Genomic DNA, 13,983 nt, shown 5'->3' with positions numbered 1-13,983 from the left:
GGTTCAGACCAGCGCGGCCTCGACCTGCCCGCGCTCGAAGTAGGCGACGAGCTCGGGATCCAACGGCGGAACCTCGATCGCCGATCCGTCGCCACGCAGCGACGCGGTGGCGAGGATGCCGGCGGCGACGGCCTCGCGGGCCGCGACGGGCGACGTCTCGGTGAGTCCGCCGTGCCGCACGAACCGCAGGAACTCCGCGACGAGCAGGGCGTCCGCACCGTCGTGCCCGGCGTCTGGCACCTCCGGGACGATGAAGGTCTCGTCGGCCGCCGCCGCTCCGGCATGACGCCGATTCCACAGCTTGACCTCACTGCCGGCCACGTCGCCGAAGTTCTCGATGCGACCCTCGGTGCCGATCACGGTGTAGTTGCGCCAGTAGTCGGGCGTGAAGTGGCACTGCTGGTATGACGCGAAGATCCCGCCCTCCAGCTGCATGTTCACCATCGAGATGTCCTCGACGTCCACCACCGGGTGCAGTCCCGTCAGCGCGGTCGGCGGCCAGTTGTCCATGCTGAACCAGTCCGGCATCCGCTCCCCGGTGCGGTCACGCCGGTCGGTGATGTCGCCGTACACGCTGAGCGCGCCCATCGCCGAGACACGCTCGCTGTAGGCGCCGGCGAGCCAGTGGATGATGTCGATGTCGTGGGCGCCCTTCTGCAGCAGCAGCCCGGTGGTGCGGCGACGGTCGGCGTGCCAGTCCTTGAAGTAGAAGTCGCCGCCGTGCCCGACGAAGTGGCGCACCCAGACGGCCTTGACCTGACCGATGCGGCCGCTCTGGATCAGGCCGCGCATCAGCGTGATGACGGGCATGTGCCGCATGTTGTGGCCGATGTAGAGCCCGGTGCCGGTACGGCGCGCGGTCTCGAGCATGCGGTCGGCGTCGGCGAGGTCGATCGCAAGGGGTTTCTCGCAGAACACCGGCACGCCGGCTTCGAGCGCGCGGATGCTGAGCGCGGCGTGCGTGTCGTCGGGGGTGAGCACCATGACGGCGTCGACGCCCGAGGAGAGCAGCTCGTCGAGCGAGTCGGTGATGAGCGCGTCCGGCACGAGCAGGCGGGCGTCCTCCCGGGCACGCGGGGAGAGGTCGCACACGGCGGAGATGCGCGAGCCGTGCCCCGGTCGATGCACCTCTTCCTGCAGGGTCGAGCGCGCGCCGAAGCCGATGATGCCGATCTGGAGATCCACGATGGTCCTTCTTGTGTGATGAGTCTGTGCGGGATGCCGAGGTCAACGGGCCCGCGGGGCGGGGGCGTCGAGGTCGGTCGATCCGCCGGGGAAGAGCGTCCATGCGAACTCGTGCAGACGCCCTGGTGCGGGGTCGGTCTCGAGAGCGCGGTCGACGATGATGCGCGCCTGCCGCTCGTAGAAGTCGGTCGGACCGACGGTCGTGAGGGTCGGCGCGATCAGGCGGGCGTCCGGGGTGTTGCCGACCCCCACCACCGCGACATCGTGCGGAACGCGGAGGCCGAGCATGTGCGCGGCATTGATCGTGGCGATCGCTGCGAAGTCGGTCGTGGCGTACACGGCATGCGGCCGGTTCTCGCCGGACAGCAGCTCGACCGCAGCGGTGAAGGCGCTCGCCTGGGTGTCGGCGTAGGTCACCGTCCACGCAGGATCGGGAACGATGCCGGCGGCAGCGAGCTTCTCGACATACGGCGTGTAGCGGGTGATCTGCTCGTCGGCGAGGCGCACCGCCCCCTCCGCGGCGATGCACCCGATCGCGCTGTGCGTCTCCAGCAGATGATCCATCGCGATCTCGCAACCGGGGATCGCGTCGGAGCGGATGACGTCGAAGCCGTCCGGGTCCAGATGCTCGGAGAACACCACGAGGCGCTGTCCGCGGCGCACGAGGTCGGCGAGGTTCTTCCGCGCCGCATCGTCGAGACCCACGCCGTCGAGGTAGGCTACGTCGCTCTCGACCCGGTCGAGGGCCGCGTGCCAGTCGCCGTCGGCGAGGATCAGCGTGGTGAGCCCGTGCCTGTTCGCCTCGGCGTTCACGGCATCGGCCACCGCCAGGGACCACGGGTCGCTCAGCATGTGCAGCGAGAGCTGCACCATGCCGCTGCGTCCGGTGCGGATCGCCCGGGCCGCGCTGTTCGGTCGGTAGTTCAGCTCGTCGGCGGCAGCCAGCACCCGCGCCGCCGTGGCTTCGGCGACACCGGCCCCGTTCGTCCCCGACCGACCGGAGAACACGTAGGACACCGTCGCCGTCGACACTCCCGCCCGTTCGGCGACCATCCGCAGCGTCGGCCTTCGAGGCGCCTGGTGCTCGCTCTTCGCCATGTCTCAGCCCTTCGATCCGCTGAACGCGATGCCCTGGATGAACTGTCGCTGCAGCACCATGAAGGTCACCAGCATCGGCAGCGTCGCCAGCAGCGCGCCCGCCATCAGCACCGGATAGTCCGTGCCGTGGATGCCGACCAGCTGCGACAGGCCCACCGACAGCGGTATCTTGGCGGGGTCGGTCGTCACGATCAACGGCCAGAGCAGATCGTTCCAGGACCACAGCACAGTGAACACCACAAGTGCGATGATGCCAGGCTTCGCGAGCGGAACCATGATGCGCCAGAAGGTCTGCCACGGATTCGCGCCGTCGATGCGTGCGGCTTCCTCGAGCTCGGCGGGCATCGACATGAAGAACTGTCGCATCAGGAAGGTCCCGAAGGCGCTGAAGATGCCGGGCACGATGAGCGCCTGCAGCGTGTTGAGCCAGCCGAGCGACTGGATGATCTCGTACTGCGGCAGCAGGTACAGCTGTGACGGCACCATCAGCACCGAGAGGAACACCACGAACAGGGCGTTGCGACCGGGGAACGGGATGCGCGCGAACGCATAGCCCGCCATGGTGCAGAGCACCACCTGACCCACCGTGCGCCCGACCGTGAGCCACACCGAGTTCAGGAACATCTGCGCGAACGGCATCGAGTCGAACACCTCGGCGAAGTTGGTGAACACCCACTCGCGCGGCAGGAACGACGGCGGCACCTGCACCGAGTCGGACAGCGTCTTGAACGAGGTGAGCAGCTGCCAGACGAACGGGAAGACCATCAGCACTGCGCCGACGAGGAGCACGAGGTGCACGATCCAGAGACCGCGGTTCTTGGGCTTCCCCGCCCCGGAGCGCGCGGGCTTCGCACCCACGATGGCGCGTGTGTCGAGGGAAACATCACTCATAGTGCACCCACTTCTTCTGCAGACGGAACTGCACGATCGTGAGGATCAGGATGATCATCAGCAGCAGGAAGGCCACGGCGGCCGCATAGCCGCGGTCGTTGTCGAGGAACCCCGCTTCGTAGAAGAGGTAGACGACGGTGCGGGTGTTCGGCATCGCGGGATTGCTGCGTCCGAGCATCATGTAGATCAGGTCGAACACCTGCAGCGCCCCGATCACGCTGATGACGCTGACGAAGAAGATCGACGGCGACAGCAGTGGGATCGTGATGGAGAAGAACTTGCGCACGGGACCGGCGCCATCCAGGTCGGCCGCCTCCATGATCGTGTCGGGGATGCCCTGGAGCCCGGCGAGGAAGATGACGATGTTCGTGCCGAGTCCCGCCCAGATGCCGACGACGGCGATCGCGATCAGGGCTGTGTTCGGATCGGTGAGCCAGCTGCGCCCCTCGATGCCGACGGCGGCGAGCGCGGCGTTCAGCACGCCGTAATCGCCGTTGTAGATCATTCGCCAGACCAGCGCGATCGCCGCGGGCATGGTGACCACGGGGATGAAGTACAGCGTGCGATAGGCGCTGCGGCCCTTGAGCCCCGTGGTGTTCAGCAGCGCGGCGATGCCCACGGCGAGCGGGATGCCGATGAGCGCGATGACCGTGTAGATCGCGGTGTTGCGCAGGGCTCCGATCAGCTCGGGGTCCTGGAACAGGCGCGTGTAGTTGTCGAGGCCCACCCACTCGGCCCCTCCGAACGGGCCGGACTTCGTGAACGAGATGATGAGCGTGCGGACGGTCGGCCAGAGGTAGAAGACGGCGATGCCCAGGGCGGTGGGGCCGAGGAAGACCAGCGCCCACCAGGGCGAGGCCCCCGGACTCCGCCGGCGGCGACGGATGCCGGGGCTCTGCGGCTCCGGCATCCGTTCCGCCGTCTCGACCGCGCGTGGCGCGATGACGGTCATGCGATCACTCCTGCTCGGCGTCCAGTGCCGCCTGCATCTGCTCGGCGAGGTCCTGGAGACCCTCCTCCGGGGCGACCGCCCCCGACCAGACCTGCGAGAGCACCTCGCTCTCGATGCTCGTCCAGGCCGACGTGTTCTTCGACGCCGGGTAGGGGACGGCGTCGTCGAGCGCGTCGATGTAGACCTGCAGGTCGTACTGCGGCAACGCATCGACCCACGCCTGCTGGGTGCCGTCGAAGGCGGGGATCACGGTGCCGGTCTCGGCCTGGATCTTCGCCGCCTGCTCGCCGGAGGCGAACTCGGCGAACTGCTTGGCCTCGGCGAGGTGCGCGCTCTTGGCATTGGCGACGTTGCCGACGCCGTGGATCACGCTCTGGTTGCCCTCTGCTCCGGCGGGAAGCGGGGCCACGTCGACGCTGCCGCCGATGTCGGCGTTGTCCGCGTAGGCGATGGCCGCCCACGATCCGTTCTGGAACATGGCGACCTTGCCGGAGAGGAAGAAGTCCTCGGGGTTGGTGTCGGTCATCTGCTGCGCCGTGGGCGACGATCCTGCGGCGATCAGGTCGGTCGACAGCTCGATACCGGCGAGTGCCTCGGGCGATCCGTAGCCGCTCTTCGTGCCGTCGGCGGAGATCACCTCACCACCGGCCTGTGCGATCGAGTTGTAGAAGTTCTCCTGCCCGTACTGGCTTGCCGCGACTCCGAACTGCCCCGTGGCAGGGTCGGTGAGCTTCGCGGCCGCGGCGGAGAAGTCGTCCCACGTCCAGCCCGCCGAGGGGTACTCCACTCCCGCGGCGTCGAAGAGGGCCTTGTTGTACCAGAGGGCGACGGTGTCGAAGTCCTTCGGGGCTCCGTAGAGCTTTCCGTCGTAGGTGTACAGGTCGATCAGGCCCTGCGGGTAGTCGGCGTCGTCGATCCCGCCGTCGTCGAGCGGGGCGAGCTGCCCGTTGGAGGCGTACAGCTGGAAGTTCGGACCGTTCATCCAGAAGACGTCGGCCGCCGAGCCACCGGTCGCGGCGGTCTGCAGCTTGGTGAAGTACTCCTTGTAGGGGGTGACCTGGATGTCGATCGTGACGTTCGGGTTCTCCTTCGTGAACGCCGCGGCGATGTCTTCCATCGCCGGCTTCTGGTTCTCGTCCCAGATGGCGTAGCTGAGGGTGACGTCGCCGTCGGAGCTGCCGCCGCTCGTCGAAGAGGAGCAGGCGCTGAGGGCGAGGACGGCGGCCGCTGAGGCGGCGAGTGCGCCGAGAGCACGGCGGGTCGTACGGGGCATCGGTGTCTCCTTCGACAGGTGCACGGGTCTGGGTGTTGTTAATCGTTTAGCGTTAATCGATTAGCAAGGAGAGTAACCCGACCAAGCCGCGCCCCGCAACCCCCGATTACAGGACGGAACCGAGTGCGAGGCCGAGGCCCGCCGCGAGCAGACCGAGCAGCAGCATCCCGATCGCGTTGAACGCCGACGCCGGGCGTTCACCGTCGCGCCAGAGCGCCACCGTGTCGAGCATCGCCGTGCTGAAGGTCGTGTAGCCGCCGAGCAGTCCTGCCCCGAGGATGAAAGCGGCATCCGGCAGCGCGGTGGTGACGAGTCCGAGCGCGAACGAGCCCGTGAGGTTGACGAGCAGGATCCCCCAGGGGAAGCGGCGTCCGGCGAAGCGAGCCACCCCGAGGTCGACGAGGTACCGCAGCACGGCACCGACCCCTCCGGCGAGCGCGGCGCCGATGAACAGCAGCGCACTCACGTTGCCCCGCCCTTCCCGGGCCGGCCGAGGCGCAGCCCCAGCGCCGCCGCCCCGAGCCCGAGCACGAGGCTCCCGGCGAGATAGGCGGTGGCCAGCAGCGGAGCACCTGCCCACAATTCGAGCGCGCCAGTCATGAACGCGCTGTAGGTGGTGAAGCCGCCGAGCACACCAGTGCCGAGCATGAGCCGCAGCTCCGCCGTGGCGGGAAGACGCGCGGCCAGCACCCCGATCAGGAGGGCGCCGACGATGTTCGCGATGAGCACTGCGAACGGGAATCCCCCGCCCTGTGGGAGCACGAGCCCCAGGCCGAGCCGGGCTGCCGTGCCGATCGTGCCGCCGACGGCGACGAGGAGGATACGGCGGAGGTTCACGTCCGCCACTGTAGTCGCGGCTTCAAAGCGCGGCCGTCGTCGACAGAGCCGTTGGCGCTCGGTCTCCGCTTTCCAAATTACGACATTTCCCTGATCCAGGATTTCTCCAGAATCGCGTTTCCAGGGTTTCGCGCATATATACCCACAATCAAGGAGCGGTCGACTGCCGCTATCTTTGAACAGCACGCTTGAAGAGCCGATACATACATAAACTGGAGGGGCAATGGCGTCCAGCAACCCACGAACGGTACTCCACGAACTGAGTCGGTACTTCGAGCATCGAGTGGACTTGGTTCTCGATGAGTCTGAACAGGGAATCGACGAGATCACAATCCGGCCGCTACTCCGAGCTTGGGCTCAACTGCTCTCCTGGGCCGAGAAGGCCGACCTCACGCAGAATGAGGCCCGCACAATCGCGGACGCCGCGAGCGAAGCAAAGTCCGGGGTCGACATTTTCGGGCGCACGGTCGGCCACGCGCAGGCCAGGGCACTTTCAAGTGTTCGTGGCCATCTCGACGCATTCCCTCCGATCTTTAAAGACCTCCTCCGTCAAGGAGCATCCGAAGAGCTGATCGGATCGCTGGATGATCTCATCAACGAAGCGTCGAAGGAGGCAGAGCGATCTATCGCCGTGATGACCTACGTGACGCAGCGCACCTCCCAGCTCGACCAGGCCGTGAAGGAAGCTTCCGACGCGGCAATAGCGGCAAACAAGTCCCTCGCGCTGGCGGAGAAGGCAGCTACGAAAACAGCAACGGGGGCGCTTGAGACTTCCTTCAAGTCAACAGCCGACCGAAGCAGGGTTACTGCGTGGTGGTTTCGCGCGGGCACAATACTAACGCTCGGCGTGACTGTCGTTTTCGGACTGATCTACGCGGCAGGCAGCACCACAGAGTCGGTGGATAACTGGCATGAGGTGATCTACCGCATCGCGATCCTCTCAGCCCTCGCCGGTATCGCTGCCTATCTTGGACGACAGGCGAGCAACTACCATCGCATCGCCACCTGGGCCCAAGCGATTGAGATCCAGCTCAAAGCGTTTCGAGGTTTCATCAACGAAATCGAGGATGAGGAATCGCGTCAGGCGATGTTCGTTCTATTCGCGAAGCGAGTGCTGGAAGCGCCGCCCGACGGCAAGGCCTCCAACGACGAGGTGACGAACTTGATTCAGCCAATCATTGATCAGGCAGTCAAGCTGCGACCGACCTCCTAGGTCATCCGGTGAGCGCGTCCGATGAGCGCGTCCGCGACCTCCCGAAGCTCTGCCAGGTCGATGCGACCCCCTGGCTCTCCGTTCGGTGCAGTTTCCGAGGGGGCGCTGCCCAGCCGATCAGCCCGTCGATGGTTTCCAGCGATGGCAGATGCGCGGGCACGCCGAGAAACGAACAACTCGTTCCTCTGCGCCCTTCCTATCGCTGCTGATTCGCGTGTAGATCGCAGCGGGCGTCGCTGCGCCCGGAGAGCGAGTCTCCGTCATTTGGGCGATATGTCAATTTGTGGTCTTGCATCGGCGACGCGACAGTCGCCGGCTGGCAGTGCGTCGCTCGGATGTCAAGGCAGTGGAATCCTGATGGCGAACGGCGTTGACTGACGACATGAACCCCCTGTGGAAGCACGACCGGGCCCTGCCCGGCGGATCGCCGTTCGAACCGGGCGCCCACCACGACGTCGTCATCGTCGGCGCCGGCATCACGGGCCTCTCGACCGCGGTGATGCTCACGCGGGCGGGGCTGGACGTGGCAGTGATCGATGCGGGCGGTATCGCCGAGCTGGCCACGGGCGCGAACACGGGCAAGCTGTCGCTCCTGCAGGGAAGCCAGCTCGCCGCGATCCGCAGACATCACCCGGCCGCGCTCGTGAGGGCGTACGTCGACGCCAACCGCTCGGGGATGGAATGGCTGCTCGCATTCGCCGAGCTCGCGGGGGTTCCCTTCACCCGTCACACCGACCACTCCTATGCCCAGGGACCCGAGGGAATCGCATCCGTGAACGATCAGCACGCCGCCGCGCGCGAGGCCGGACTGCCCGCGAGGATGCTGTCGCCCACCGCGCCTCCGTCGACGCCGTTCCCGGTGGCGGCGGCCGTCGTCCTCGACGACCAGGTCGCGATCGACCCGGTCGCCGTCGCCGTCGCACTGGCCGACGAGCTGATCACTGCGGGAGGCACGCTGCACACCGGAGTCAGGGCGACGGAGACCCATGCCCTCGCCGGCCGCGTCGACACCGCGCAGGGGCCGCTCTTCGCCGACCACGTCGTGCTCGCGACGGGCACGCCGATCACCGACCGCGGCCTGTACTTCGCCAAGACTCGGGGGCTGCGGTCGTACTGCGTGTCCTTCCGGGTGCTGGGTGGCCTCCCCGAAGGCACGTTCCTCTCCGTCGACGGGCCGACGCGCTCCATCCGCCCGGTGACCGCGGCGGACGGCCCCGGCGGCGATGCACGGCTCGTCGTCGGCGGCAACGGCCACCCGGTCGGCCGATCGGACAGCGAGGCGGCAGCGGTGGAAGACCTGGTCGCCTGGACGCAGCTGCACTTCCCCGGCGCCGAGGAGACGCATCGCTGGTCGGCGCAGGACTACGAATCGCACGATCTCATCCCGTTCGTCGGCGCGATGCCCAGGGGCCTCGGTCGCATCCGATTCGCGACGGGCTACGGCAAATGGGGACTGTCGAACGCGCCGGCAGCCGCGCAGCGCCTCACCTCCGAGATCCTCGGCACCCCCCGACGCGACCGTCCGACCTGGATCACCACGATCGGCACACGCCTGACCGTCCCCGCCGACATCGCGCGCGGGGCGGTGGAGGGCGGCAGGGTCGCGACGGCGATGGCTTCGGGCTGGGTGGACGCGGAGACCCGCCGCACGCCGGTCCCGCAGCCTCCCGAAGGAGAGGGCGTCGTGGCGAATCGCGCAGGGCGCCCGGTCGCGATCTCCACCGTCGACGGCGTGACCCGTGCCGTGAGCGCGGTGTGCACGCACCTGGGCGGGGTGCTCGCCTGGAACGACGCGGAGTGCTCGTGGGACTGCCCGTTGCACGCGTCGCGCTTCGCCCCGGACGGCACCCGCCTCGAAGGCCCGGCGCTGCGGGACCTCACTCCCCTGACGCCGGCGGACCCGGACTGATGTCGCTCGGGGGCGGGCCCGCATCCCACCCCTGCTGCGGCGTCTCGCCGTTCTCGCGGAACACGTACTGCGACACGAGTTTGCGCTGGCTGCTCGACCAGTCGATCGCAGGACGACGCTGCTCCGGCGGCAGGTAGCCCAGCCGGTAGACGGCCATGAGCTCGAGGTCGTCGGGCACGCGCAGCAGCTCGACGATCTCGTCCCACCGCCCCGGCACCTCCATCGGGAACGAGATGAACTGGATGCCCATGCCGAGCTCGACTGTCGTGAGCCACACGTTCTCCATCGCCGCGCCCATGCTGAACACCGAGTAGAACGACGACAGCTGTCCCGGTCGGTACTCGCTGCGATCGAGCATGACGCCCAGCAGCAGTGGTGATCCCGCGACGAGCTTCCGGTTCTCGGCTCCGAGGGTCTTCGGCACTCCGAACGTGTTCATCAGCGTCTGGCCGCGCTTGGTGAACACCTGGCTCGTGAACGGTCGGAGCGCTGCGGGCAGCTTGTCGAACAGCATGCCGCTGCGCTTCTCCTCCATCTCGGCCTGACTGAAGCGGAAGTACGGCTTGTAGCGCTCGAAGAAGGTGCCGTTCGACATCGCCTCGGTCATGCTCTCGCCGGAGATGCGGGCGATCTGCTCGATCGTGTCCCGGCTCTCGATCACGACGAACCGCCAGGGCTGACTGTTCAGCTGCGACGGCGCACGCCCCGCCGCCTCGAGAAGGATGCGCTGATGCTCTTCGGAGACCGGGTCGGGCAGGAACGCGCCGTTCGTGGTCTTACGGCGGCGGATGGCGTCGAGCAGCTCCATGCGTTTCACTTCCGGTCGGCGGTGGACCGCGAGAGCAGCAGCCCCGCGATGATGAAGGGTGCGGCCGTGAGGGCGACCACCGGGTGCCGTCGACCGTGCGTGCCGAGATACGGGATCGCCGCAAGCGGCGCGGCGACGGGGAGCAACGCGAGTGCGGCGCGACGACTCTGTCCGCGCGGGCGGCCCCACAGTGCTGCGCTCAGCGCCAGACCGGTCGTGAGGCACGTGGCGATGTACAGCAGGTGGTGCAGCCACCGGAAGTTCCGTGTGTCGACGACCCGCGCCGCGACGGCCGTGCCGAGAGCGCAGTTCGCTCCGTACGCCGTTGCCGCGGCGACGAACAGCGGCGCCGCATTCGTGCGCCGGGGTCCGTGAGCCATGCCCCGACCCTACGCCCGGGGCTGCTCTGCGATCGCCCCCTTGCGCCCCGCGCGCCCGTTCGGTACGGGCCCGACGCACTTCCGGTCGCGATATGACAGCCGAAACCGTGGCTGAGGCTGGCATATCGCGACCGGAGGGGGCGACTCAGAGGTTGCCGTCCGCGTAGATGCGAAGGGCGTCGCGGACGAACTCCGCGCCGTGCGTGCCGCCGGACGACGTCGCATAGTTCGCGCCGAAGCGCGGATCCGCGACGTACATCTCGCCGAGGCCGATCACGTACGCCTTGACGTCTCCTCCGGGCGCGGCCGCAGGAGTGCCGGGGATGCCCGTGAGCCACTCCACGTGGCGTCGCGCGATCTCCTGGGCTTCGCGGGAAGACGGATCGATGCCGCTCTCCGCCGCCGCGATCCAGTCGCGTCCGAGGTCGGACACGCGCTTCTGCCACTCGCCGCGTTCGGAGTCGGTCATACCGCGCCACCAGCTGTCGCTGTCGGCGTATGCCTTCTTCCCCCAGCGTTCCTCGACCTCGTCCTTGTACTTCGTATGGTCGAAACCGTCGAACATGTTCTCTGCCATGAGGTTCTCACCTCCTCTCAATGCCGTGATGGTGGATTCGACCGACGCGATCTGTCGCGCCAGCCTGGTCTGTTCGTCGCGCAGCAGCGCGAGATGGGTCTCGAGCGCCGAGGCCTCGACCGCCCCGGCGTCCGCGCTGGATGCCGATCCCAGCACCTCCGCGATCTGCGGCAGCCCGAGTCCGAGCTCCCGCAGCAGCAGGATGCGCTGTAGACGCACGAGGGCGTTCCTGTCGTAGTGCCGATAGCCGTTGGACGCGATGCGCGACGGCGGCAGCAGCCCGACCTCGTCGTAGTGCCGGAGCGTGCGACTCGTCGTACCCGCCAGCCGCGCGATCTCCTGGATAGACCAGTCGTCCTTCTCCATCGCCCCTCCGTTCTCCATCACCCCTCCGTTCCTCGCTCAACACCCTCGACTCTGCCCAACACCTCGACTCTAGAAGTTGACGCAGCGTCAAGGTCAACCACGCTCCGGTCGCGATATTTCAGCTGAAAACGCGCGGCAGGGTGTCATATCGCGACGGGAGCGGTGAGTGCCCTTGACAAGAACGAGATATATCGTGTTATCGTGGCAACACACGATATATCGTGACCCCAACCCAGGAGAAGCAGACATGACCGAGAAGTGGCTCATCGCCCCCGGCGAGGAACGTGTCATCGACATCGAATCCGTCACCCGCCTCAAAGTGGGCCTCGTCGGCGGACAGGTCGACATCATCGCCCACGACGAACCGGGCATCCGCATCGAGGTGCACGGCGTCACCACCAAAGACCTGCGCATCGAGTCCCACGACGGCGAGGTCGAGATCGACCACCCGCAGCTGGGATGGGACAACTTCCTCGAGGTGTTCCGCAACTTCGGCTCGGGCGGCCCCCGCGCCGAGGTGAGCGTCGCCGTCCCCCGCGCGATCGCCCTGAACCTCGGTGTCGTCAGCGCCGGCGCCCTGGTGTCGGGACTCCGCAACGACGCCCGCCTCAACACGGTGTCCGGCGACATCATCGTCGACACCCTGATCGGCGACCTCACCGTGAACTCCGTCTCGGGCGATGTGCAGGTGCGCGGACTCACCGGCTCGATCAGCGCGAACAGCGTCTCGGGCGACGTGGCCGTCACGGGCGCCGTGCGCCGGGCCACGGTCGACATCGTCTCCGGCTCCACGCTGGTCGATGCCGCAGGAGACGTGAACACGATCACCGTCAACTCGGTCTCGGGCGGGACCACCGTGCGTCTGGACGAGTCTCTCGCCGCGAACTACGTGATCCGGTCGCTGAGCGGACGCCTGCTGATCGACGGCGTCGAGCGCAGCACCTCGGGCCCCAGCAACTACACCGGCACCACCGGGGAACTCGCGGGGCGCTTCGTCGACCTGCGCGCGAACTCCGTCTCCGGTGGAGTGACCGTGCTCCGCCGCTCCCCCGCTTCGATCGCCGACGACCCGGAGTGGGAAGCATGAGCCCCGCGGTCTTCTCCCACGGCGACCTGCGCCTGTATCTGCTGTCGCTCCTCGCCGAGGCGCCCCAGCACGGTTACGGCATCATCCAGTCGCTCACCGATCGCACCGGTGGCACCTACACGCCGAGCGCCGGCACCATCTACCCGCGACTCGCGAAGCTCGAGGAGGAGGGCCTGGTCTCCAAGACCGTCGACGGCCGAACCACCATCTACTCCATCACCGAAGCCGGTCGGGCCGAGCTCGCCTCCCGCGAGGGCGACCTCGCCGGCATCGAGGCGGGACTCACCGACTCGGTACGACTGATCGCGAGCGAGGTGCGGCAGAGCGTCAAGGATGCGATGAAGAGCCTCCGCGCCGATCTGGCAGCGGCGGAGAAGGACGAGCGGAGCGCGGCGAAGAACCGTCCACACACGGCCACCGACGACTCCCGTCTCGTGAGCCGCGAGGAGATGCACCGTGCGGATGCCGTGATCAACGCCTTCCGGGCCAGGGTGCGCACCGACCTTCGCACCCACATCGCCAAAGGCGGCACGCTGTCCCCGTCGATCGTCACCGAGCTCGAGGAAGCCCTGGATACCGCAGCCCGCGGCGTGACGGTCGCACTGAGCGGCTCCGGTTCGTGATCAGCTCCGGGTCCTGAGCCTCCGGGACCCGAGTCCCCGACCACACGGAACCCGCCCGACCACGCAGAAGGTGTCGGCATCCATCGCGGATGCCGACACCTTCTTTCTGCTTCTCTGTGCGGTCGGACGGACTACTTCTCCGGCCAGATCTCCTTCTGCTCGTCCGGCACCGACTCCCCGAGCGGCACCACGAGGACGGAGCGATGCTGACGATGGGCCAGACGAGCGGCGACCGACCCGGTGAAGAACTCCCTGATGGACTCGCCGATGCCGCGCTTGCGAGTGCCCACGACGATCAGTTGGGCGTCGAGCTTGTTCGCGAGCTGCTTGATCGCCAGCGCGGGGTCTCCCACCAGCTGCCGCGCCGTCCACGTGATGTCCGTGCCAGCGAGCATGCCCGCGGCCGCCGCCTCGACCGCCTCGAACTCCGCAGCACCGGCATCGAAGTTGATGTCGATCGGAGCCGAATGCACGTAGCCGTCCGGGTCCTCGTACGTGACGAATCGAGTGACGTCGACATGCGCGACCACCAGCGGCGCACCGAGCAACCGCGCATAGCGCACGGCCTCGTCGATGACGTGTCGGTCCTGGTCCACCTGCATGCCGACGATGACGGCTTTCTGCAGCGCCGCGTTCTGTGCGGCCTCGTCGGAGGGAGTGGAGGTGTCGTCGGTCATGAAGATCGTTCCCTTCACCAGCCTGGCGTCAGCCAGAGGGGCTTACCCGCGTGCTATTCTGAATGCTACTCTTACCGGCTTTGATCCGGTGTCGTGAAAAATGCCGC

General features: G+C 67.5%; 15 protein-coding genes. 4 read left to right on the top strand and 11 right to left on the bottom strand.

What is annotated here, in order from left to right; all coding sequences use genetic code 11:
* Positions 1-3 precede the first annotated feature (3 nt).
* From FFS56_RS06810 to FFS56_RS06780, 7 genes are all read right to left on the bottom strand, one after another.
* Entirely contained in the window at positions 4-1,185 is a 1,182-nt protein-coding gene (locus FFS56_RS06810) for a Gfo/Idh/MocA family oxidoreductase (RefSeq protein WP_197077653.1), read from the bottom strand.
* A gap of 42 nt (positions 1,186-1,227) precedes the next feature.
* On the bottom strand, positions 1,228-2,283 hold the full coding sequence (locus FFS56_RS06805; protein WP_127011712.1) for a LacI family DNA-binding transcriptional regulator: 1,056 nt from the start codon (positions 2,281-2,283) through the stop codon (positions 1,228-1,230).
* A 3-nt stretch (positions 2,284-2,286) separates the two neighbouring features.
* Positions 2,287-3,174, bottom strand: a complete 888-nt coding sequence (locus FFS56_RS06800; RefSeq protein ID WP_127011711.1) for a carbohydrate ABC transporter permease — start codon at positions 3,172-3,174, stop codon at positions 2,287-2,289.
* Positions 3,167-4,126, bottom strand: a complete 960-nt coding sequence (locus FFS56_RS06795; RefSeq protein WP_127011710.1) for a sugar ABC transporter permease — start codon at positions 4,124-4,126, stop codon at positions 3,167-3,169. The genes FFS56_RS06800 and FFS56_RS06795 overlap by 8 nt, the downstream gene beginning before the upstream one ends.
* Positions 4,127-4,130: 4 nt before the next feature.
* Positions 4,131-5,399 (bottom strand): sugar ABC transporter substrate-binding protein, encoded by a 1,269-nt coding sequence (locus FFS56_RS06790; protein WP_137771796.1) that lies wholly within the window; start codon positions 5,397-5,399, stop codon positions 4,131-4,133.
* A gap of 106 nt (positions 5,400-5,505) precedes the next feature.
* Positions 5,506-5,865: a CrcB family protein gene (locus FFS56_RS06785; RefSeq protein ID WP_046746503.1), complete on the bottom strand. Its 360-nt coding sequence runs from the start codon at positions 5,863-5,865 to the stop codon at positions 5,506-5,508.
* Positions 5,862-6,236, bottom strand: a complete 375-nt coding sequence (locus tag FFS56_RS06780; protein WP_231589626.1) for a CrcB family protein — start codon at positions 6,234-6,236, stop codon at positions 5,862-5,864. Before FFS56_RS06780 ends, FFS56_RS06785 begins: the two co-directional genes overlap by 4 nt.
* A 223-nt stretch (positions 6,237-6,459) precedes the next feature.
* Here FFS56_RS06780 and FFS56_RS06775 point away from each other — a divergent pair, with 223 nt between their 5' ends.
* Together FFS56_RS06775 and FFS56_RS06770 are read left to right on the top strand one after the other, a co-directional pair.
* Positions 6,460-7,449, top strand: a complete 990-nt coding sequence (locus FFS56_RS06775) for a hypothetical protein (RefSeq protein ID WP_046746505.1) — start codon at positions 6,460-6,462, stop codon at positions 7,447-7,449.
* A gap of 382 nt (positions 7,450-7,831) precedes the next feature.
* A complete protein-coding gene (locus FFS56_RS06770; RefSeq protein WP_046746506.1) occupies positions 7,832-9,358 on the top strand; it encodes an FAD-dependent oxidoreductase in 1,527 nt (508 codons plus the stop codon).
* Here FFS56_RS06770 and FFS56_RS06765 read toward each other — a convergent pair.
* From FFS56_RS06765 to FFS56_RS06755, 3 genes are all read right to left on the bottom strand, one after another.
* Positions 9,327-10,166, bottom strand: coding sequence for a nitroreductase family protein (locus tag FFS56_RS06765; protein ID WP_046746507.1), 840 nt, complete (start codon positions 10,164-10,166; stop codon positions 9,327-9,329). The genes FFS56_RS06770 and FFS56_RS06765 overlap by 32 nt on opposite strands.
* 5 nt (positions 10,167-10,171) lie before the next feature.
* Complete coding sequence (locus FFS56_RS06760; RefSeq protein ID WP_046746508.1) at positions 10,172-10,546, bottom strand: hypothetical protein; 375 nt, start codon at positions 10,544-10,546, stop codon at positions 10,172-10,174.
* Between the two features lie 145 nt (positions 10,547-10,691).
* On the bottom strand, positions 10,692-11,507 hold the full coding sequence (locus FFS56_RS06755; protein WP_227751332.1) for a MerR family transcriptional regulator: 816 nt from the start codon (positions 11,505-11,507) through the stop codon (positions 10,692-10,694).
* Between the two features lie 229 nt (positions 11,508-11,736).
* On the opposite strand from FFS56_RS06755, the gene FFS56_RS06750 reads away from it, so the two are divergent.
* Positions 11,737-12,576, top strand: a complete 840-nt coding sequence (locus tag FFS56_RS06750) for a DUF4097 family beta strand repeat-containing protein (protein ID WP_058631649.1) — start codon at positions 11,737-11,739, stop codon at positions 12,574-12,576.
* A complete protein-coding gene (locus FFS56_RS06745; RefSeq protein ID WP_127011709.1) occupies positions 12,573-13,199 on the top strand; it encodes a PadR family transcriptional regulator in 627 nt (208 codons plus the stop codon). Before FFS56_RS06750 ends, FFS56_RS06745 begins: the two co-directional genes overlap by 4 nt.
* 131 nt (positions 13,200-13,330) lie before the next feature.
* Here the strand turns inward: FFS56_RS06745 and FFS56_RS06740 are convergent, their stop codons facing one another.
* Positions 13,331-13,876, bottom strand: a complete 546-nt coding sequence (locus tag FFS56_RS06740; RefSeq protein ID WP_046746511.1) for a universal stress protein — start codon at positions 13,874-13,876, stop codon at positions 13,331-13,333.
* Positions 13,877-13,983 lie beyond the last annotated feature (107 nt).

Source organism: Microbacterium sp. Beta (assembly GCF_005502545.1).
Classification (GTDB): domain Bacteria; phylum Actinomycetota; class Actinomycetes; order Actinomycetales; family Microbacteriaceae; genus Microbacterium; species Microbacterium oxydans.
This window is presented reverse-complemented; position numbering and strand designations above follow the sequence as displayed.